22 protein-coding genes are annotated in these 19882 nt (G+C 36.0%); 19 read left to right on the forward strand and 3 right to left on the reverse strand.

What is annotated here, in order from left to right:
- Positions 1–5: 5 nt before the first annotated feature.
- The gene (locus G7A72_RS00160; protein ID WP_165150956.1) at positions 6–1679 is read right to left on the reverse strand and encodes a helix-turn-helix domain-containing protein; all 1674 of its coding nucleotides are present in this window, start codon (positions 1677–1679) and stop codon (positions 6–8) included.
- Between the two features lie 349 nt (positions 1680–2028).
- Here G7A72_RS00160 and G7A72_RS00165 point away from each other — a divergent pair, with 349 nt between their 5' ends.
- From G7A72_RS00165 to G7A72_RS00255, 19 genes are all read left to right on the forward strand, one after another.
- Entirely contained in the window at positions 2029–2802 is a 774-nt protein-coding gene (locus G7A72_RS00165; RefSeq protein ID WP_165150957.1) for a hypothetical protein, read from the forward strand.
- Positions 2803–3132: 330 nt separating this feature from the next.
- Positions 3133–4002 carry an AraC family transcriptional regulator gene (locus G7A72_RS00170; RefSeq protein WP_165150958.1) on the forward strand — a complete coding sequence of 290 codons (870 nt, stop codon included), beginning with the start codon at positions 3133–3135 and terminating at the stop codon, positions 4000–4002.
- A gap of 89 nt (positions 4003–4091) precedes the next feature.
- Positions 4092–5297: a hypothetical protein gene (locus G7A72_RS00175; protein WP_165150959.1), complete on the forward strand. Its 1206-nt coding sequence runs from the start codon at positions 4092–4094 to the stop codon at positions 5295–5297.
- Between the two features lie 32 nt (positions 5298–5329).
- Complete coding sequence (locus G7A72_RS00180) at positions 5330–5671, forward strand: hypothetical protein (protein ID WP_165150960.1); 342 nt, start codon at positions 5330–5332, stop codon at positions 5669–5671.
- Between the two features lie 15 nt (positions 5672–5686).
- The gene (locus G7A72_RS00185) at positions 5687–5878 is read left to right on the forward strand and encodes a hypothetical protein (RefSeq protein ID WP_165150961.1); all 192 of its coding nucleotides are present in this window, start codon (positions 5687–5689) and stop codon (positions 5876–5878) included.
- Between the two features lie 256 nt (positions 5879–6134).
- Positions 6135–6602 (forward strand): hypothetical protein, encoded by a 468-nt coding sequence (locus G7A72_RS00190; RefSeq protein ID WP_165150962.1) that lies wholly within the window; start codon positions 6135–6137, stop codon positions 6600–6602.
- A gap of 138 nt (positions 6603–6740) precedes the next feature.
- Positions 6741–7079 (forward strand): DUF4134 domain-containing protein, encoded by a 339-nt coding sequence (locus tag G7A72_RS00195; protein WP_165150963.1) that lies wholly within the window; start codon positions 6741–6743, stop codon positions 7077–7079.
- 46 nt (positions 7080–7125) lie between these two features.
- A complete protein-coding gene (locus G7A72_RS00200; protein ID WP_165150964.1) occupies positions 7126–7443 on the forward strand; it encodes a DUF4133 domain-containing protein in 318 nt (105 codons plus the stop codon).
- Positions 7444–7481: 38 nt separating this feature from the next.
- A complete protein-coding gene (locus G7A72_RS00205) occupies positions 7482–9950 on the forward strand; it encodes a TraG family conjugative transposon ATPase (protein WP_165150965.1) in 2469 nt (822 codons plus the stop codon).
- A gap of 55 nt (positions 9951–10005) precedes the next feature.
- The gene (locus tag G7A72_RS00210) at positions 10006–10698 is read left to right on the forward strand and encodes a conjugal transfer protein TraI (protein WP_165150966.1); all 693 of its coding nucleotides are present in this window, start codon (positions 10006–10008) and stop codon (positions 10696–10698) included.
- A 12-nt stretch (positions 10699–10710) separates the two neighbouring features.
- Entirely contained in the window at positions 10711–11340 is a 630-nt protein-coding gene (locus tag G7A72_RS00215) for a hypothetical protein (RefSeq protein ID WP_165150967.1), read from the forward strand.
- Entirely contained in the window at positions 11337–11972 is a 636-nt protein-coding gene (locus G7A72_RS00220) for a TerB family tellurite resistance protein (RefSeq protein WP_165150968.1), read from the forward strand. Before G7A72_RS00215 ends, G7A72_RS00220 begins: the two co-directional genes overlap by 4 nt.
- 12 nt (positions 11973–11984) lie before the next feature.
- Positions 11985–13181: a conjugative transposon protein TraJ gene (gene traJ, locus G7A72_RS00225; protein ID WP_165150969.1), complete on the forward strand. Its 1197-nt coding sequence runs from the start codon at positions 11985–11987 to the stop codon at positions 13179–13181.
- 17 nt (positions 13182–13198) lie between these two features.
- The gene (traK, locus tag G7A72_RS00230) at positions 13199–13819 is read left to right on the forward strand and encodes a conjugative transposon protein TraK (RefSeq protein WP_165150970.1); all 621 of its coding nucleotides are present in this window, start codon (positions 13199–13201) and stop codon (positions 13817–13819) included.
- Positions 13820–13832: 13 nt separating this feature from the next.
- Positions 13833–14333, forward strand: coding sequence for a hypothetical protein (locus G7A72_RS00235; RefSeq protein ID WP_165150971.1), 501 nt, complete (start codon positions 13833–13835; stop codon positions 14331–14333).
- Positions 14334–14364: 31 nt separating this feature from the next.
- Positions 14365–15642, forward strand: a complete 1278-nt coding sequence (gene traM / locus G7A72_RS00240; protein WP_371807575.1) for a conjugative transposon protein TraM — start codon at positions 14365–14367, stop codon at positions 15640–15642.
- Between the two features lie 19 nt (positions 15643–15661).
- A complete protein-coding gene (gene traN, locus G7A72_RS00245) occupies positions 15662–16507 on the forward strand; it encodes a conjugative transposon protein TraN (protein WP_165150973.1) in 846 nt (281 codons plus the stop codon).
- A gap of 30 nt (positions 16508–16537) precedes the next feature.
- A complete protein-coding gene (locus G7A72_RS00250) occupies positions 16538–17338 on the forward strand; it encodes a hypothetical protein (protein WP_165150974.1) in 801 nt (266 codons plus the stop codon).
- A gap of 334 nt (positions 17339–17672) precedes the next feature.
- Entirely contained in the window at positions 17673–18011 is a 339-nt protein-coding gene (locus G7A72_RS00255) for a helix-turn-helix domain-containing protein (RefSeq protein WP_165150975.1), read from the forward strand.
- An 11-nt stretch (positions 18012–18022) separates the two neighbouring features.
- On the opposite strand, the gene G7A72_RS00260 is transcribed toward G7A72_RS00255, so the two are convergent.
- Both G7A72_RS00260 and G7A72_RS00265 read right to left on the reverse strand, forming a co-directional pair.
- Entirely contained in the window at positions 18023–19174 is a 1152-nt protein-coding gene (locus G7A72_RS00260) for a site-specific integrase (protein ID WP_165150976.1), read from the reverse strand.
- Entirely contained in the window at positions 19161–19733 is a 573-nt protein-coding gene (locus G7A72_RS00265) for a helix-turn-helix domain-containing protein (RefSeq protein ID WP_165150977.1), read from the reverse strand. Before G7A72_RS00265 ends, G7A72_RS00260 begins: the two co-directional genes overlap by 14 nt.
- Between the last annotated feature and the right edge of the window lie 149 nt (positions 19734–19882).

The raw sequence follows: 19882 nt of genomic DNA on the forward strand, positions 1-19882 counted from the left end.
CTAGTTTAGTGCTGCTCTTTCTTGATTTCCTCAATAAAAAAGGAGGGGGGCATCCCAGCTCTTGCAAGAAAAGCATTGGTAAATCGTTGTGTACTGCTGAAACCTGCTTCTTCGGCAAGTGCTGTATTAGTATATTTTTGCAACATTTTATTCGTTTTCAATAACGAAATTAGATATTCGATCTTTAAATCATTAATGTACTTTGTGAATTTTTTCTTTCTGTAATGGTAAATGATCTGCGACAGATATTTACTATTAGAGTCGAAAGCAGTGCTGAGTTTTCCTAACGTTAAATCTTTTTCTAAAAATTTTTTATCACTTTCAAATTTTTCCAATTGTTTTAAAACTACAGCAACAGTATTTTGATGTATCTCAGCTATTCCATTAGTTATTTTTTTTTCTTCAATTTTAGTGGTAGCCTCACTTTTTTTCATTAGAGCCTCAAACTTTTGTCTGTATATATTCTTGTTCCTGATATATCTGTAGGCAAGGAAAAGTAGAGACGTAAATAAAAAGAAGATGACAGTTATAAATATGTAGTCATTGTACTTTCTTGTGTCAAGTTGGTTTTCAATATTTTTTTTATCGGAAAGAATTTCTTGAGTGTTATATTCTTTAGTAATCCTGCTGGATAAGTATTTGTAGTTAATGTCCAAAATACGGTCTGCTTTGAGTAGTTTTCTAGTATAATGAAGTTGCGCTTTCAGATTATTCTGGCTCTTATAATAGTGTATTATTAATTCGTAGTTCTCCATGAGGTCAGGACGGATATAATTTTTAGCATCAAAAATTTTATCTACTTTTCTGAAATACGCTAGGGCCACTGTAGGTTTCTTAAGAGCCCAATAACTTTTTCCAATATAAAAATAGGCTACAGATTCATTTGCGAAATCTTCGTTCTCCCGTATAACAGGTAGGGAATAGGTTATTTTTTTAATAGCCGTTGCATAATTGTTTTTGAAATATTGATTCACCCCTTCTGAGTGAATAAAATAGGATTCCATTTCAATATTATCTAATCTTTTTCCTTCTGCAAGGCCTTTTTCATTTGCTTCTGAGCACAATCCGTAGTTGCCTATTTTGTTATAACAAAGCCCTGATAAATGAATTGAATTCAGGTATGCTTTGACATTTTCATTTTTAAAATAAGTGATGCATTCCGTGAATAATGAAATTGCTTCATTGTAAAATCCCAAATAGTATTTTATATGGGCAATACTATATTTCACTTTATAGATTAGGTACTTGTCATTCGTTTTAGAAATAAAATTATTTGCTATGAGATAGTTATCTAATGCATAATTATGTTTTTTTTGGGCATAGTAGACAATTCCTTTTGAAAGATAGGAGGATCCGATTAAAGCATTATCCATTGATTTTTTTGCCACATAAATCATGCTGTCTGCATAAATCAGTTTTAAATTTTCGGGAGAATGGTGGAGATAATTTTTATATCCGTTTACGATCTCCTCTGAATTTTTTTCTGATTTAGCTTTTTGTAAAAAGGATTGAAGATACAAGGATTGTTTTGCACTGCCGTCTTCTAAAACTTTTATGTGCTCAAATAAATAATCATAATGCTTACTTCGAAGAGTATCGGGGATTTTAAATACACGTTCTTGTGCACAAGCTAGGTATCCTGTACATAGAAATAATGAAAATAGATATTTTTTGTTCATAGGTTAAATAAGAAATGGGAAACTATTTTTTTTACGAAATCATTTTGAAGGCAGGGCAAGACTTTACAGAAACATCTTAGGTTTTTTGCGAGAAATTACCTCAAATATAGGCTAAACAATTGATAATGATTTGTTTTTAAATAAAAAAGATGTGTGGATTTGCTGAAAATCGATACCGTAATTCTTGGAAATCCATAGGTAATGTCTTGCAAGGTCGACATTCTACTTCTAGTTTTGCTTTGAATTCAAAAGCAAAGACATTTGGCATCGTGCCAGATTAAAGTTCTGCTTACCCGGGTGAAATGAACTGACGAATAAAGTACTCAGTAACATTTAACACATTTTAATCATGAAAAATATTTCATTAGGATTAGTGATTTTACCATTGCTAATTATTTCTTGTACCACTGAACGCATTGACAATGATGACAGTATTGGCACTCTTGATAGTAAAGTTAGTGCCAAGAAATCTGAAAAATCAGCAGGTGTAGGGCAAAACTTGCTACCTGAAAATCCTGCAAACGTTTATGACTACGCCGGTAAGTTACACAATGAACTCCTAGATGTTTATTTGGCAGGGAACTATCAATACAGTACAATTCTACAAATTAGTGAACAAGTTCAAGCCATCGCAGCTGAAAATGAGGATGTGGCACTTTTAAATTCTGCTACCAATGTATCTGCTTTAAATTCTGCTACCAGCATACCTGCTAATCTTGAAGAAATACAAGAGATTATAGATAATCCAGAGGGCAAACTGGATAATTTACTTGCAAACTCGTCAATGACAGATGCTGCAAAAATTAGTCTTTACAGTTTTATGAACGCTACACTTTTATGGGAAGATGAGGATTATGAAATAATCTATCAATCCATAATCTCATACGAATCGGCTGTGATGGATAGTACTGAATTTAACGATGAGGATAAGAGAGTTATTCTCACCACATCGTCTATAGCTCGATATTCAATCTACTACGAGAAGAAACGCAAAGATGAGGACTGGGACTCAAATGTTGGTAACCGAGTTGGAGCGGTTAGTGGCGCTCTCGATAATTCATTTATAGCAATTATCAGATCGCTTATTACGGGGATTACGATAAACAATCTTGTAACTCACTGATGATGCACAAAATCCTAGTGATTGAAAAGGAAATAATATACTTGTTTACAGTGTTTTTGATCCTCTTTAATCTAGTTACCCTTTATTTCATCGTAGACCTATTTAGCTACGATGAAATTATTGGTTATCTCATAAATGGGGAGATAAAAAGTTTTAATCCCCGGAATTTTGCATTTATGTGTTTCGGAACCATAGTTTCAAATTTAATATTTGTTTCGGTTACACTGATGGCCAGATTACTTTCTAAGAATCCTACCAACACATTCTGACCAAAATGAAGAAAAATTCATTCGTTCAGTTTATAATTAAACTTCTAAAAATGAGATTGTTTTGATAAATAAAAAGTCACAATATAACTGTTTAGGATTGGAAGTGCATATTGATGTAAAGCTGACTTCCATCGTTTCACTTGAGCGTCTATTTGTAGGAACGTACTTTTCTCTGTTGGTTGTGCACTCAGGATCTTTTACTATTCAAGTAAAAGATTCAAAAATCCATTTGTCTGCAAATGAACTTGTAGTACTTCCAAAAATGGCTTTTTGTCAAATTTTTGGCATGAGTAATCAATTTCGGATTTCTTTAGTCTCATTTAGCTCAGCATTTATTTTTGAAAATAGTATAAAGAGACCGTATGCTGGATATTTTGAATTTTTCGTAACAAAAGTCCCTACTAAAATTTCACTTAGAAGTAAAGACTTAGCGCTGTTAATTGGTTTATTTAAATTAATAAATAGCAAAATAAGGATTTCAAAAAAGCATATATTTAAAAATGAAGTGATGCTCTTTAGCTTCAATCTGTTGCTATATGAGTTAGCCGAGATTTACAATCGCTACGCAGTGAACATCAAAGTAAGACATAGTAGGAAAGAAACAATAGTAATGCAATTTTTCAGCATTTTAGAAATCAATTGTAAAAGACAACATGGTGTAAAGTTTTATGCTGATGCTTTGTTTATTACAACAGGTCACCTCACCAAAACAGTAAAGGAAGTGACGCAAAAAAGCACTAAACAGTTTATTGAAGAAGCACTAATTCTGGAGGCTAAGATCTTACTTCAAAATGAGCATTTGACAATTCTGGAAATAGTGGAGGAGTTGCGATTTAGCAATGCTTCATTTTTTAGTAATTTTTTTAAAAAATTCACTGCCGTGTCACCTTCGGTATATCGCTTTAAATTCAATATCAATTCAGTGGTTTAAATTAAAAGTTAGTAGTAGTGGTATTGTATTAATTAGAGTGCTGGTGATATAAAGTTGCAGGTGCTATTTAGTAAATAAAAGTAAGAAGTATGAATCAGACCTATCTTTTAGAATGGCTGGATTTACTGGTAACTTTCACCCTAAATCCAAGCAAAACTAATGTTAATGAATTAACAACAGTCCAGTCGAAGGCGATTATTGAAAAGACAATAGAGCAAACATTATTTATTCAATCCCAAATCAAGATCAAAGTCTTTTCACTTAACAAGGAAAAAAAAATTAAGATTATCGTTGGGAATTATCATTCTTCTTTAATAATTTTCTTAGATAATGTAATCGAAAGGAGTCATGATGTTGAATTTGAGCGACCTGATTTAAAAGAGGTTATGAACAAGTTGATTATGTGCTTTGATGAATTACTTACTTTCATAGAGACGCGATTTTCCAACTACTTAACCTTGGATATGCGAGTACCGTCGACTTATTTGGTTGTATCAAAAAAGAAACTCAAATTGAAAATTGATAAATTGAAAGATAGTTCAACTTTTGCGGTCAATGATAAAAGATCTACCGCTATACTTTTCAATAATTTGTATTCTTTTGTCAATTCCAAACGGAGCAAAAAAATCACCTTTCGGCAAGTACTGTACAGGAAGCAATTGATTAAGGAACTCGAATTGTTAGGATTATTAGACGATGAAGAGCTACACAGTTGCCCATTAAATGAGATTTTAATCTATATGAACTTTAATAGCAGGTCATTCATAAACTATTTTAAAGAGTGTGTGACAGATAAAATAAATAGTGGGGAGAGTCCAACAGACAAAATGGAAAATCTTTTACTGTGTTATAAAGAATTCAATCAGATTCATAGTAAAGATGGGGTTGTCCTAAATCCGAATCACCAAGATTTAAAAATAATTTTAAGCGATTGGTTCAAACATGAGATGATATATCTGGAGAAGAAGCTGCATATTTCAGTTGTACCAGTGCGAAGTTCAGACAAGAGATCAAATCAAACCATGGTAATTGATGCAATTAGTGACAAAGTTTTATGCAAACTCTCTACAGACCAGACTGCATTAATACTGCGAGCCTCTGATGAATTAAAAATTATCGTCGCAAAATCAATGAATCATGTATTTAAAACAATAGTCCCATTCCTATCTACGCCTAATAAAGTTAATCTCTCTTATGATTCCATGCGGAGCAAATCGTACGTTGCAGAAGATAGAGACAAGAAAATCGTAATAGAAACATTAGGACGTATAATTAAACAGATAGAAGAGTATTAGAAAAATAAAAAAACATTTAAAAATAGACCAATATGAAAAGACTGACCTATATTTTGACGGTTGTAATCATTACCATGAATAGTTGTACTATCGAGCCTTTAGACCAGAAAATGGCTATGGAACTCCTTATTAAAGAATATCAATATCCTCAGGTTTTAGATTATGATATTTATTGCAGTGATCCGGAACATGCCAAAATGGTACTAAAGTCCGGATTGGAAGAGATGGGATTGGTCACTGTGAAGCGCACACAAAAATTAAAGGACATCGGAACCCCTTTAATCCGCTTTACAGCTAATGCTAAACCTTATTTCTTACCCACTTCTGAAGATGATAAAAAAAGTAACATTCAAAAAGTGAAAATTGCTGATTAAGAATTTGGTGCTATTATGGAAATCAAAATTTTAAATTCGGGTGATAAGGCAATTGTTTCCTATACTACAATGCGAAATAAAACTATTTTTGGAACCTTGTTGAGAAAAGCTACTTCTACGACAAAGCCATATAAGGGTTATTTTATACTAACAGAAAGCGGATGGCAGATTGTAAAGATGTCGGATATTGATTTGTTATTCCTTTAATTGTATCTTTTACAGGACCGCTACTTTGGAGATTTTTGTATTTTTTTGAGGTTTTTTTATCTTTTTTTATCTTTTTTTTATCGATTTTCCTAGGGGTACAAAGGGAACAACTGGGGTACAGCAAAAATCTGGACTTGTGGACGTTAGCACGCTATCGTTTCTTTGCCCTGTAATGATGAAGATACCGGATTTGAAATCTATTTCAATCATCCGTGTTGGACGAACTAATGTAGAACGATAAAAAAATGAAGAGCGTATGTTAACAAACATTTCATGGGACAATTACATAGTTGTAGTTGTCCTGCTAGTAGCAAGTTGGTATTTATTTGTTGGTGTCCGATTTTACTTTGCAGACCTTAAGGATATCGCAACAGGCAAGAGGAAATTTCAGTTCGGAAGTTTTCCGCAAGTTCAATCAAAGTTAGATTATCGCGAGGCTCCTGATGGTATTCCATCATCACTCAGTGCAACAGAAACGGACCAAACGTTTCAAGATGTAGAGGATCTGGTAGAAAAACTAAAAAATATTGTTGCAGATGCATTGCAAAGAAAACTGCCCAAAAAGGAATTTATGTATTATATGTGTTTGGTTCTCCATGAATTTCCGACTGTAAAAAACTCGCCTTTTCGATCTTCAATCTGCGAATTAGTAGTCTCTGAATGTGACAAACTTGAACTGATTCATGTAACGCAACAGGAAGTGGATGTGTTATGGGATACATAAAATACTATTCTATTGCGGAGGAATTATCCCTATTTGCTCTTATGCGGTATGGCATTATGTGACAGGAAAAAGAGTTTAGTAATAGCGGTATTCCTCTGCTTTTTAGTACTTAAAATAAAACTTTAAAAATGATGTATTATGAAAAATCGAGGTAGGGTATTAAAGAAGTTTAAAGTAGCAAAAATACGATTTGTTTTAGTTGTACTGCTGTTGTTTGTTTGCTATCTCACGGCTTATGCTCAAGACGGGGTTGCTGGTATTAACGAGGCCAATCAAAAGGTAAGAAGTTATTTTGATGCAGGTACAGAACTGATGTATGCGGTCGGAGCACTACTGGGCTTGATAGGTGCTGTAAAGGTCTATCAAAAATGGAATGCTGGAGATCCTGACACCGGAAAAGTAGCCGCGGCTTGGTTTGGTAGTTGTGTTTTTTTAGTGGTGGTGGCTACGGTGATTAAATCTTTCTTTGGGGTTTAAATGTGTTATGTTACAGTTTTTAATATTTAAAGTTAAAATAGTATCCATGGCAAATAGTGTATATCAGATCAATAAAGGTATTAATCAGAGTATTGAATTTAAGGGTCTTAAAGCACAATATATCTGGTATTTAGGTGGTGGCGTTATAGTTCTTCTATTCATATTTTCAGCACTATATATCATTGGTTTGCCATCACTGGTTTGCATTGGAGTGGTCGGTGGATTAGGAACTATATTAGTTGTGAAAGTATATAAGACGAGTCATAAATATGGGGAACATGGCATGATGAAAGCTTTGGCGAAAAGACAAGTTCCTGAAGCCATAAGAATTCACAGCCGTCAGATTTTCAAAATGGAAAAATAGCAATCTCCAAAAAATATAAACAGGTAAAAGCGAAGAAGATGGAAAAGATGATAGATGATATTTTACCGATTATGGATGTGGAGCATGATTGTATTCTCTCGAAACAAGGTGATGTGACTGTAGTATTCAAGGCCGAACTGCCGGAAATATTTACGTTGTCAGATCAGGAATATGAAGCGTTCCACCAAGCGTGGCTCAAGGCTATAAAATTACTTCCTAAGTTTACTGTGTTCCACAAACAGGATTGGTTTATTGACAGCAAGTTTGAAGCTGATTTCAGTAATGAGGATACCAGTTTCCTAACCCGCAGCAGTGAACGGTTTTTTAACGAGCGTCCTTTTTTGGATCATTCGTGCTACATTTTGTTAACCAAAAAACCAAGCGGCAGGAAAAAATCAAGTTCCTTGTTTTCAAATCTACTTCGGAGTTCAATAGTTCCAGAAGAAGCAGTACAAGTACAACTGCAACAGGAATTTATAGACAGTACGGGTCAGTTTAGACGAATTATGGAAGATAGCGGTTTTGTAAAGTTAACTCGCTTAAGAAATGATGAACTGAGAAGTCAAAGTCGAAAGATAGGAATTATAGAGCGTTACTGTTCCCTTTCTGAAAAAGAAGATTCTTTTATGTATCAAGATATTGCTTTCAACGATGGCTTACAGGTGGGGGATAAGCACTGCCAAATTTATGCGCTGGGTGATGCAGCGGATCTTCCGGCTCTTTGCGGTTCCAGAATTAATTTTGATCGATATTCAACCTACAAGACTAAATTCAGTATAGGTTTCGCATCCACTTTAGGACAACTGCTTTCCTGCAATCATATTTACAACCAGTATATTTTCATTGAAGATGCTCAAAAAACACTTCAAAAGCTGGAGAGTAAACGATTGCGCTTGCAGTCCTTATCGGCGTACAGCAGGGAAAATCTTATTGCTCGCGATGCGACCAATGATTTTCTAAATGAAGCAATTGGTCAGCAACGTTTACCCGTTAAGGCTCACTTTAATGTGCTGGCATGGACAACGGATAAAGAAGAGCTGAAGACTATAAAAAATAAGATTTCATCAGCATTGGCGCAAATGGACGCAGCCGCAAAGCAAGAAACCGTTGGTGCCGCTCAAATATATTGGGCAGGAATTCCGGGCAATGCAGCTGATTTTCCAATGAATGACACATTCGATACGTTTGCGGAACAGGCGGTGTGCTTCCTGAACATGGAAACAGGATACCGTTCCTCACTCAGCCCTACTGGAATACGCTTGGGCGATCGCTTAACTGGGAAGCCGGTGCATGTTGATATCAGTGATGAGCCAATACAAAAGGGAATCTGTACCAATCGGAACAAGTTTATACTCGGACCTTCGGGAAGTGGAAAATCATTTTTCACCAACCATATGGTACGAAGTTATTACGAACAAGGAACCCATATTGTGATCGTAGATGTCGGACACAGTTATAAGGGGTTGTGTGACATGGTGGGTGGGTATTATTTTACTTATGATGAAAAGAATCCAATCCGCTTCAATCCTTTTTACATCAGTGAAGGCGATACACTGGATACAGAGAAAAAGGAAAGTATTAAAACCTTACTGCTGGCGCTGTGGAAAAAAGATAATGAAACCTTCAACCGAAGTGAGTATGTAGCATTATCCAATGCGTTACAATTGTATTATGAAAAATTGGCGGCAGATAAATCGCTGTTTCCCTGTTTTGATAGTTTTTACGAATTCTTAAAAACTGATTTTGTCAAGGTGCTTGAAGGAGATAAGGTGAAGGAAAAGGATTTTGACGTAACTAATTTTCTCTACGTTTTGCGCCCATATTACAAAGGCGGAGAATTTGACTACCTGCTCAATGCGACTGAAAATTTGGAGCTCATGAAAGAGCGTTTTATTGTGTTCGAATTAGATAACATTAAGGACCATCCGATACTATTTCCAGTGGTCACCATTATTATCATGGAGGTATTTATCAGTAAAATGCGCAAGCTTAAGGGAATCCGAAAAATGATATTAATAGAGGAAGCATGGAAAGCTATTGCTAAGGAAGGTATGGCTGAATATATAAAGTATTTATTTAAGACTGTTCGAAAATTTTACGGAGAAGCCATAGTGGTCACACAGGAAGTAGAGGACATTATATCATCACCCGTGGTCAAGCAGGCAATCATCAATAATAGCGATTGCAAAATATTGCTGGACCAAAGTAAATACCAAAACAAATTTGACCAAATTCAAGAATTGCTAGGGCTTACGGAAAAGGAAAAAGCATTGGTGCTATCGGTAAATAAAGCAAATGATCCAGATAAAAAATACAAAGAAGTTTTTATTTCCTTGGGAGGCATGCTCTCTAAGGTCTATCGCACAGAAGTATCCCTTGAAGAGTATTTAGCGTATACAACTGAAGAAACAGAAAAAATGAAAGTGCAGGCTTACGCCAAGAAATTCGATGGTGATATTAGAAAAGGGATTGCGGCACTGGCGAATGATTTGCGTCAAAAACAATGAAAGTAAAAAAGAAGTTACAGTTTTAAATATTTGACAAACACTAAAATTACTACTTATGAAAGCAAAGAAAAATATGATGTTGGGTTTACTTTGTCTCTTGCTCCTTAGTACCCCTGCCAGACCAGCCACAACAGAGGTAGCAGTTCCTATAATTGGATTGATAAAAGATGCTGTAGCCAAGGTTATAAAAGCAATTGATCTCCGCATCCAGCGCTTGCAAAACAAGACGATTTGGTTGCAGAATGCCCAAAAGAAATTGGAAAATGTCTTGTCCAAAGTGAAACTGGATGAGATATCCAACTGGACACAAAAACAAAAAGAGTTGTATAAAGGATACTATGATGAACTCGCAAAGGTCAAATCCATTATAACTTACTATCAGCGAATAAGGGATATCACCCAAAAGCAAATTCGGCTTGTTGCTGAATATGAAAGAGCTTGGAAACTGTTTCAGCGGGACGACCATTTTAAGGCCGATGAATTGGTATACATGCAAAAAGTATATTCTGGGATATTAAATGAAAGTATGAATAATATTGATCAAATATTTTCAGTCGTAGACTCCTTTACCTTGCAAATGAGTGATGCTAAACGGCTTGAAATCATCAATACTGCAGCCGATCAAATTGACGCTACTTATGATGATCTTTCTCGGTTTAACGGGCAAAACATACAATTGAGTCTTCAAAGAGCAAAATCAATTAACGATGTGAATGCCATTAAGAAATTCTACGGTATTCACAATTAAAAAACTAAAGTCATGAAAAAGATAGCAGTTTTGATACTCCTTATGGGACTTTTCAATGGAAACATGCAGGCGCAGGCAAAACAAAGAGAAGAACTCTTAAAGCAAATTGCAGCCTTTAAAGTGTATATCGGATATGCTCAAAAAGGATATTCCATCACAAAGAAAGGGCTTAACGTCATAGGTGATTTTAAACGAGGGGAATTGGATCTTCATATTGATTATTTCAACTCTCTGAACACTATTAATCCAAAGATAAAAAACTACATCAGAGTCGCTCAGATCATTACACTTCAAGTAAAGATTCTGAAAGGTTATAGTCGCACCATGAGCTATATGAATCAAAACGATTTATTTCATGGTGACGAAGTGGCGTATGTTAAGAGGGTATTGGATCGACTGCTTAAAGAGTGTGATGCGAGAATAGATGAACTTACGGCAGTACTTACACAAGGTAAGTTGGAGCTGAAAGATGATGAACGATTAGAACGAATTGATGCGCTCTATCAAAATATGCTGGAGAGTCAAAGTTTTTTTGAAGATTTCAGCAATCAAACCAGAATGATGGGTTTCTCAAGGAGCGCTGAAGCTGAAGATGTAAAAACCAGCCATGCGTTGCAGGGCTTAAAAGACAATATACCATGAAACGACAACTGATTGTACTTATTATGCTGGTGGGACTGTTGTTTCCCAGTCGGGTTGTTGCTCAATCTCAAGAAATGCAACAGCTAATTCTGAACATCGAAAAGCTGGCTCAATTCAAACAGATTCTGACTGATATGAAAAAAGGCTATCAAATTCTGAACGGAGGCTATAATGTTGTTAAAGATTTGTCGAAAGGAAACTTCAGTTTGCATGAAACATTCCTTGACGCGCTAATGCAGGTCAGTCCAACCGTTCGAAAGTATAAGCGGGTGGGGGATATCATTCACTATCAAGTACTGTTAGTAAAAGAATACAAAGGAGCATTTAACCGCTTCAAGAATAGCGGCAATTTCAATTCGGAAGAAATTGCCTATCTCGAAAAGGTGTATTCCAAGCTATTCAAAGAAAGCATAAGAAATCTAGATGAGTTGACCTTGGTGATTTCTGCCAATACCCTGCGAATGTCAGATGATGAAAGACTTTTCGCTATTGACAAAGTGTATGCTGATATGCAGAATAAGCTCTCTTTTCTTCGAAATTTTAACAACAATACGTCCGTATTGGGCATTCAGCGAATTAAAGAACGCAATGACATCAATGTAATGCGTAGCATCTACCAAGTAAATAATTAAATACAAATTGCTATGATGAAAAGGAGCAAGGCTATACTATGTGTAGCCGCAGGGATGGTGTTGCCTGTAACCAGCCATGCACAAGGAATGGCGAATGATATGAACAGCTTGCATAGTGTACTGGACCAATTGTATGACGAAATGATGCCTCTGTGTAGCAACCTTATCGGAGTTGGGCAGGGAATCGCAGGATTTGGAGCCATCTGGTACATCGCCTTTCGGGTTTGGAGGCATATTGCAAGCGCTGAACCCATCGATTTTTATCCGCTTTTCCGTCCATTTGCGATCGGATTCTGCATAATGGTTTTTCCTTCGGTGCTCGATCTAATTAATGGAGTGATGAAACCCACTGTTACGGCCACGGCATCTATGGTGGAAGGCTCTAATAAGGCTATTGGGCTGCTGCTTAGAAAAAAAGAAGAAGCGATTAAAGAGACGGACTCATGGAAAATGTATGTGGGAGCAGATGGAAGTGGCGACCGAGACACATGGTATAAGTACACGCATGATGATGCCAATCCTTCTGAGGAAGGAATTATGGAAGGAATCGGAAATGATGTAAAATTTGCAATGTCCAAGGCCTCGTTCAATTTTCGTAATTCAGTAAAAGAATGGATGAGTGAAGTATTAATGGTGCTATTTGAAGCGGCTTCCCTTTGTATTGATACCCTTAGGACGTTTCAGCTTGTGGTACTCTCTATTTTAGGACCGTTAGTTTTTGGTATATCCGTTTTTGATGGTTTTCAGCACACATTAACGGTTTGGCTGGCCCGCTACATAAATATCTATTTGTGGCTTCCCGTAGCGAATATTTTTGGCAGTATCATAGGAAAAATTCAAGAAAAGATGCTTCAACTGGATATCGCACAAGCGAGCGAGTACGGAGATACTTTTTTTAGTAAAACAGATATGGCGTATCTGGTGTTTATGATTATTGGCATCATCGGGTATTTCACCGTTCCCTCCGTCGCTAATTATATAGTGCATGCAGGTGGTGGAGGGGCATTGGGTCAAAAAGTGACCAGTATGTTCAACAACTCTGCAAATTCTGCGTTTAACAGCGCGTCTTTAGGTGCGGGAATGGTAGCGGACGCTATGGGCAATAGTGCTGGACGAATGTCTCAAAGCCTATCGGGATCTAGTGGTTCCTCTCCGTACTTCAAAGATAAAGACAGTTACATGGGCGATAAATTAAAAGGCAATTCCTAACCTCTAAAAAACGGATTATGTTTAGCAAAATAAAAAATATTGACACAGCCTTTAGGCATGTTCGAGGCTTTACGATCGTCGTGGTTGTCGGAAGTATTATAATGAGCTGCTTTGCTCTCTATAAGAGTTTCAGTTTAGTTGCGCAGATGCAGGATAAAGTTTATATACTGGCTAATGGTAAAGCATTAGAAGCGTATGCTTCAGACAGAAAAGATAATATTCCGGTTGAGGCAAGAGATCATGTGATGACTTTTCATAAATTATTTTTCACTCTTGACCCCGATGATAAGGTTATAAAAACCAATGTAACGAAGGCATTGTACCTAGCAGATGACAGTGCAAAACGGATTTATGATGATTTGAAAGAGAATGGGTATTATTCCGGTATCATTTCCGGAAATATCAGCCAAACGTTAGAAGTGGATAGTGTTGCCATTGACATCAATAAATATCCGTATCATTTCCGATGTTATGCCACACAGAAAATCATCAGAACGACTAGTATTGCTCAACGTAGCCTTATAACAGAGGGCAATCTTCGGAATGTTTCCCGAAGTGACAACAATCCGCATGGCTTTTTAGTCGAGCGATGGAAAACTGTCGAGAATCGTGATTTGAGTACCGAGAACCGTAAATAAAAAATCAACTGCTATGCGCTTCACATTTAAAAATGGCATCACAAAAGAGCCTGCTGAAAAAAAGGATCGTATTACAAGCAAACTATTGCAACAGTTTGATGAAGTCAATCTTCGGCTACAATACAAATGTGCACATTGGCTGGAAAGCAAGACAGCGAATTGGTCGCGTAAAAATTGGATGTTTATTTTAGTCATTTTTACACTAGCGACTAGTGGCTGTAGTATTTATGTGATGGTAGATAGTTTTTCTAAACCTAGAGTCAGTTCCATACCAATTACACCATTTGTCAAACCAACAAATACTTTACAAACCCATGAAAAAATGGATCGGTTAAAAGTAGCAATTAGTAAAGGTGAATATGAAAAACTAGTTCGATTTCGCAGGCATATGGACAGTTTAGGGCGCAGCCCAACAGGAAAAAAAATAAAGGACAGTATCAATCAAAATCGTCCAGGATTACTAGACAGCCTGACACTAGTAGAAAAGTATTACCATTCACAATTTAAAAAATAATATCATGGAAGCAAAAACGAAATCACCAAAAATGTTAAGACTGCGCAAAATACTTTTAGTCATGCCGCTACTAGTACTGCCTTTTCTCACTATTATATTTTGGGTTTTGGGAGGTGGCAAAATGGACGCTGCGAACTCCTCAGTCACCGAAAAAAAAGGCTTTAATATCAAGCTTCCTGATGCAAATTTGAAGGAAGGTCTAGACTTGGATAAAATGCATTACTACGATCAGGCAGCACTTGATTCCACAAAGCTGGAAGCGCTTATTAGCAAAGATCCCAATTATCTCAGCAGAACTTTTTTTGAAGATTCTGTAGCGTCTAGCGGCACATCTTATAATCGTATGCCTTCCGGAAATGGCTCTAAAGGGCTAAATGCTCTACTGTACCGTGATCCCAACGAAGTAAAAGTACATGAAAAGCTGGAGGCACTTCAAAGAGCTATAAATACGCCTGCAGCTCCAACACCTCGAAGATATACGTCCACTTACCCTGAAAGTAGCGGAAGTGGATTGCATTCCGAAGACGTTAACAAGTTGGAAGAAATGATGCAGTCGATGAATACTCAAAATAATGAACCAGATCCTGAATTGAAACAACTTAGTGGCATGCTGGAAAGTATACTGGATATACAACATCCTGACAGAGTTCAGCAAAAATTGAGGAAGGTTTCTGAATCCGAAAGAGGACAGGTATTTTCAATTGCCAGCTCGGAAGGGGACACTAGTATTTCTTCGTTGCAAGTTACCCCACCTGGCAGTACAGCATCTAATGGGAGGCATAAAGAAAATTCATTTTATTCTTTGGATGAACCAGCAGTTGTGGAGCCCCTTCAAAATGCAGTAGCGGCGGTAATCCATGAAACACAAACAATAGTAAATGGTTCAACAGTAAAATTAAGGCTGAATACTGCTGTGTATGTTAATGGAGTAGAAATTCCAAAGAATAATTTCTTGTTCGGAATAGCCTCATTACAAGGAGAAAGGCTTGTAATAAAAATCAATAGTATTCGGTATAAGAACGCTTTATTTCCAGTTGATCTTACTGTCTACGATTTGGATGGACTTCACGGCATTTACATGCCCGGAGCTATTAACCGAGAGGTCGCTAAAGCATCAGCAGACCGCTCTGTTCAAACTCTGGGTGTTGCATCTCTCGACGATTCTTGGGGAGCACAAGCCGCTGGTGTTGGTGTTGAGGCAGCGAAGACCCTATTCAGTAAAAAAGCCAAGCTTGTCAAAGTAGTGGTGAAAGCAGGCTATCAGGTATTGCTTCGAGACGAAAAACAAAAACAAAACGAATCCAATTAAAAACTAAAAATTATTAACTATGAAAAAGATCAATGTAGTGGTGATGGTGTGTGCAGCACTCTTTACCATCGGAGCTTTTGCCCAGCAAAACAGTAAAAACAGTCTATCGGAGATTACGCCAGATTCTTTGGCAATTGGATATTCCAAAACGACCAATATTGTATTCCCTTACGCTATTAAAAGTGTGGATCGGGGTAGCGCGGATATATTGGTTCAAAAAGCCAAAGGCCTTGAAAATATATTGCAGATTAAGGCCGCAAAAGTGGACTTTATCCCTACCAATCTAACGGTGGTGACATCCGATGGAAAACTGTATTCTTTTATTCTAAGATATGATGAGCAAACACCATATTTGAATCTCTCAGTGAATACAACTGAACCTCACAAACGGGACGGTTTATTCTCCGCTGAAAGTGGCAACGAACAGCAATTACAGCTTTATTCCAAGCTGGCCTTGTATGATAAAAGTAAGATTGAAGGTGGTAAAGAGAGCAGATATGGTGTGAAATTACACCTCAATGGAATTTTTATCCAAAATGATGTGATGTATTACAGGATAGTAGTAGCGAACCACTCCAAAATAAAGTATGATGTTGACCAGTTTCGATTTTTTATTCGAGATAGTAAAAAAGTAAAACGAACCGCCTCTCAGGAAATTGAAATTACACCTCTGTATATTCTTAATAACAGTGAGACAATTGACGAAGAATCTGAAAATACATTTGTATTTGCGTTGCCAAAATTCACGATTCCGGAGAAGAAATATTTAGTCGTACAGCTTATGGAAAAGAATGGCGGCAGACACTTAACAATTCAGGTAAAAAACAAAAAATTGGTGCAGGTTACTGTACTGCCCAAACTGTAACTAATTATTAATCATTTAAATTAAATAGTCATGAACGATAAAAATTTTGAATACCTACGCGATCAGGTAAAGTACACCGGTTTCGGTGAAGGACTAGAAAGTGAATTAAAGGAAAAAATGCAACAGCAAACCCCGAGTTTCACTTTGACCCACAATGCTCAATATGGCAACGACAGTGCGACGGCAACATTGAATTTTAAGAAATCAGATCAGAGTGATATGTATTTCTTTAATTCCTATAAAGTGGACTTGCAAAAAGACAATTCAAAAGAAGCGTTGGAGCAGACTTTTTATATCAATAAGGGTAGTAATATTACCATGAAGGAAGCCTACAACCTTATGGAGGGAAGAGCAGTAAATAAGGATTTGACCAGTAAAGAAGGCCAGGTTTATAATTCATGGGTACAAATGGATTTTAAGGAAGTGGATAACGGTGGCAATTTCAAGCTCAACCAGTACCATCAAAATTATGGGTATGATTTAGAGGCAGCGCTAGCCAAACATCCAATCAAGGAACTGGGTACAGTTAAATTTAAAGAAGATTTGATGGATTCCTTGAAAAAAGGAAACTTACAATCGGCCACTTTTATGAAAGACGGTAAAGAAGTCAAACATTATATTGAAGCTAATCCTCAATTCAAAACCATCAATGTATATGATGGAAATCTAAAACGTATAGACAACCGTCAGACCAAAGAGGAAAAGCAATCAGAAGGACAAAATACCTCACAGAAGCAGGACAATAAAAAACAAAGTCAAAGTGATGATGATGGGCCTGCTGTTCCCCAAGAAGCCAAAAAGAGAAAAAAAAAGCAGTCTAATTCAATGTAGATTCTGATGGAACTATTAAAACCCTTATCCGATTTCTTCAATGCAATAGAGAATGACTACCGTATTAGCATTACGCATATCGGTATTTATGTCGCACTATTGCAGTTTAGAGCGGGTAAGGGTTTTGGTAATCCAATACAAGCGTACCGATATGAAATTATGGATCTAGCGAAGATTGCTTCGCCAAAAACATATTACAAATGCATGCGGGAACTCAACGAGTATGGTTATATTATTTACAAGTCCACCCGCAAGCGAAATCAAGGGAGTACTATCTTTTTCGTCGATCAGTAACTTATATGTCGTCTTCCTTTTTACTCTAAATAGTAGCATTATGAAACAGTTTACTTTTGAAGACTTACCGAATATTATTGGAAAATTGTTTGTTAAGCTTGATAAGATAGAAAAGCTTCTCAAAGAACGAAAAATAAATGATTCAGATAATAATGAAGAGCTGTTAACGATAGAAGGTGCCGCTGAACTTTTAAAATTATCAGTTGCTACTATATATACTAAAGTTTGTAAAAATGAAATCCCAGTCAACAAGCAAGGCAAGCGGCTTTATTTTTATAGAGCAGAACTATTGGATTGGATTAAATCAGGAAGAATTAAAACTACCGTAGAAATTCAACAAGAAGTGGAATTGAAATTCAATTCCACTAAATATAAGTAATATCTTTTTTTCTAAACGCTAAGTCTTTTTAAACTTATCTTAGCAGTTGTTTCCCTCTTTTTTGAATCAATAACTTTCGCGTATATTTGGGTTGTTTTAACATTTTTGTGCCCTAGCATTTTTGAGATAGTATAAATATCTGTTCCGGAGGATAACTGAAGGGTCGCATAAGTATGTCTGAAGCAATGAAAAGTTATGTGCTTCTTTATACCTGATTTTGCAATCCAAACTGGTAGTATCCTATCTACATCCCATTTCTTCAAACCTGCAAAAACTTTATCATTTTCATTTACATTAGGTCTCAAAAGTTCAAAAGCTTCATTAGGTATTGGAAGTGTTTCCATTCCTCCAGTTTTCTTTTGCTTAAATCGGATATAATAACCATCATTTTCGATGTATTCTATTTCTGACCACAAAAGTTTTGCAATATCAGAATATCGAACACCTGTTAAAATTGAAAACATGGAAATCTGATATACGAGGTCATTAGAGCATGGAGTATAGAATAGTTTTTTTGCCTCTTCAAGCGTAAGAAAGTTGCGGTGAGCTTCTTGTTCTTTAATAGAATCTATACCAGCATTAATATCAATTTTTAGTTTACCTTCTTTATACGCTTTTTTCAATGTGGTTCTGAGTTTGTTTTGATATGATAAGCCTGTATTTCTAGATAACTTTTTCCCTGTATCTCTTAAACTTTTTGCATTTAGCAAGTATTCTTTGTAATCTTCCATTAAAGAAATAGAAATATCCTTAAAACAAATATCTTTTCCTTCCAAGAAAGACTCAAAATGTGTAATTGCAGATTTCCAAATACTTCGATTATTGCCGATTTTCTTTTGTGCCAGTTTATTGAAATATTCGAGAAATGACTCGCGACCAATAGCCTGAATATGTAATTGGTCTTTTTCAAATGAAGTATATATGTTTTTTTTACTTATCTCATTTTGTCGTTTCATCTGAATTAATTCTGCTATATGGCGGTTTTCAATATTTGAATTTTTTTGAAGTTGATTTTTTGGCTTTTTGAAAAGATATATTTTCAAAAACTCGCGTCTAGTATACCTGTTATTGTTATTCAAGATTGGGGGATAAAAATCCAAATAAAGGGATATTCTTTCGTTTGAAATATCTTTTTGCCTCAACGTTACATTACTCTTTTCCATGGCTTTTTGTATTAAATATTATATCTATATCATTCTTGGCTACATAATTATATTTGCCTACTGCATACTTTACTATACCTTGTCTTTGAATAAGCATGTACAATGTACCAGAAGAAATTCCATATTTTTGCTGTATTTGCGTTATTGTATAGCAATTCTCCAAACCAGGAAATTCTTGAGTTGGGCGAAGAACAGATTGATCCAGCGGAAGCGAAAAAAATGAATCAATATCGCACCTTCTAATGACTGTTCTGGTACCAAATTTTGCTACATCAAGTTCTCCTCTAGAAATAATTCTGTAGAATGTTCTTCGACTAATTCCAAATAAAATGCTCGCTTGGCTTATGCTAAGGAAATCTTTAACTCGTACTATCTCAAGTTCAGGATTTTTGGCACTCTCGGTCTGCTTATTACTTTGTTTGATCTTCGACTGCCTTATGATCGATTTGTAACCTTTGCTATTGCAGCCTAATGAGCAGTAGCGCGTTCTTGTTGTGCGTGCCGTAAATTCATTTTTGCAGAATTCACAAATGCGCGTAATCTTAATGTTTGTACTCATAGTAATGTGACTTTAGGTGTCCCACTGTGACTATGTGTGTCTCTGTGTGCCATAAATTGGCCAAAAAAAAATATTTTTTGTACCTCAGATTTTGAGGTACAAATAAGGTACAAATCTAATCAAAATAAAACATAATATCAAAAAGATAA

The sequence above is a fragment of the Flavobacterium sp. Sr18 genome (assembly GCF_011064265.1).
Taxonomy (GTDB): Bacteria; Bacteroidota; Bacteroidia; order Flavobacteriales; family Flavobacteriaceae; genus Flavobacterium; species Flavobacterium petrolei.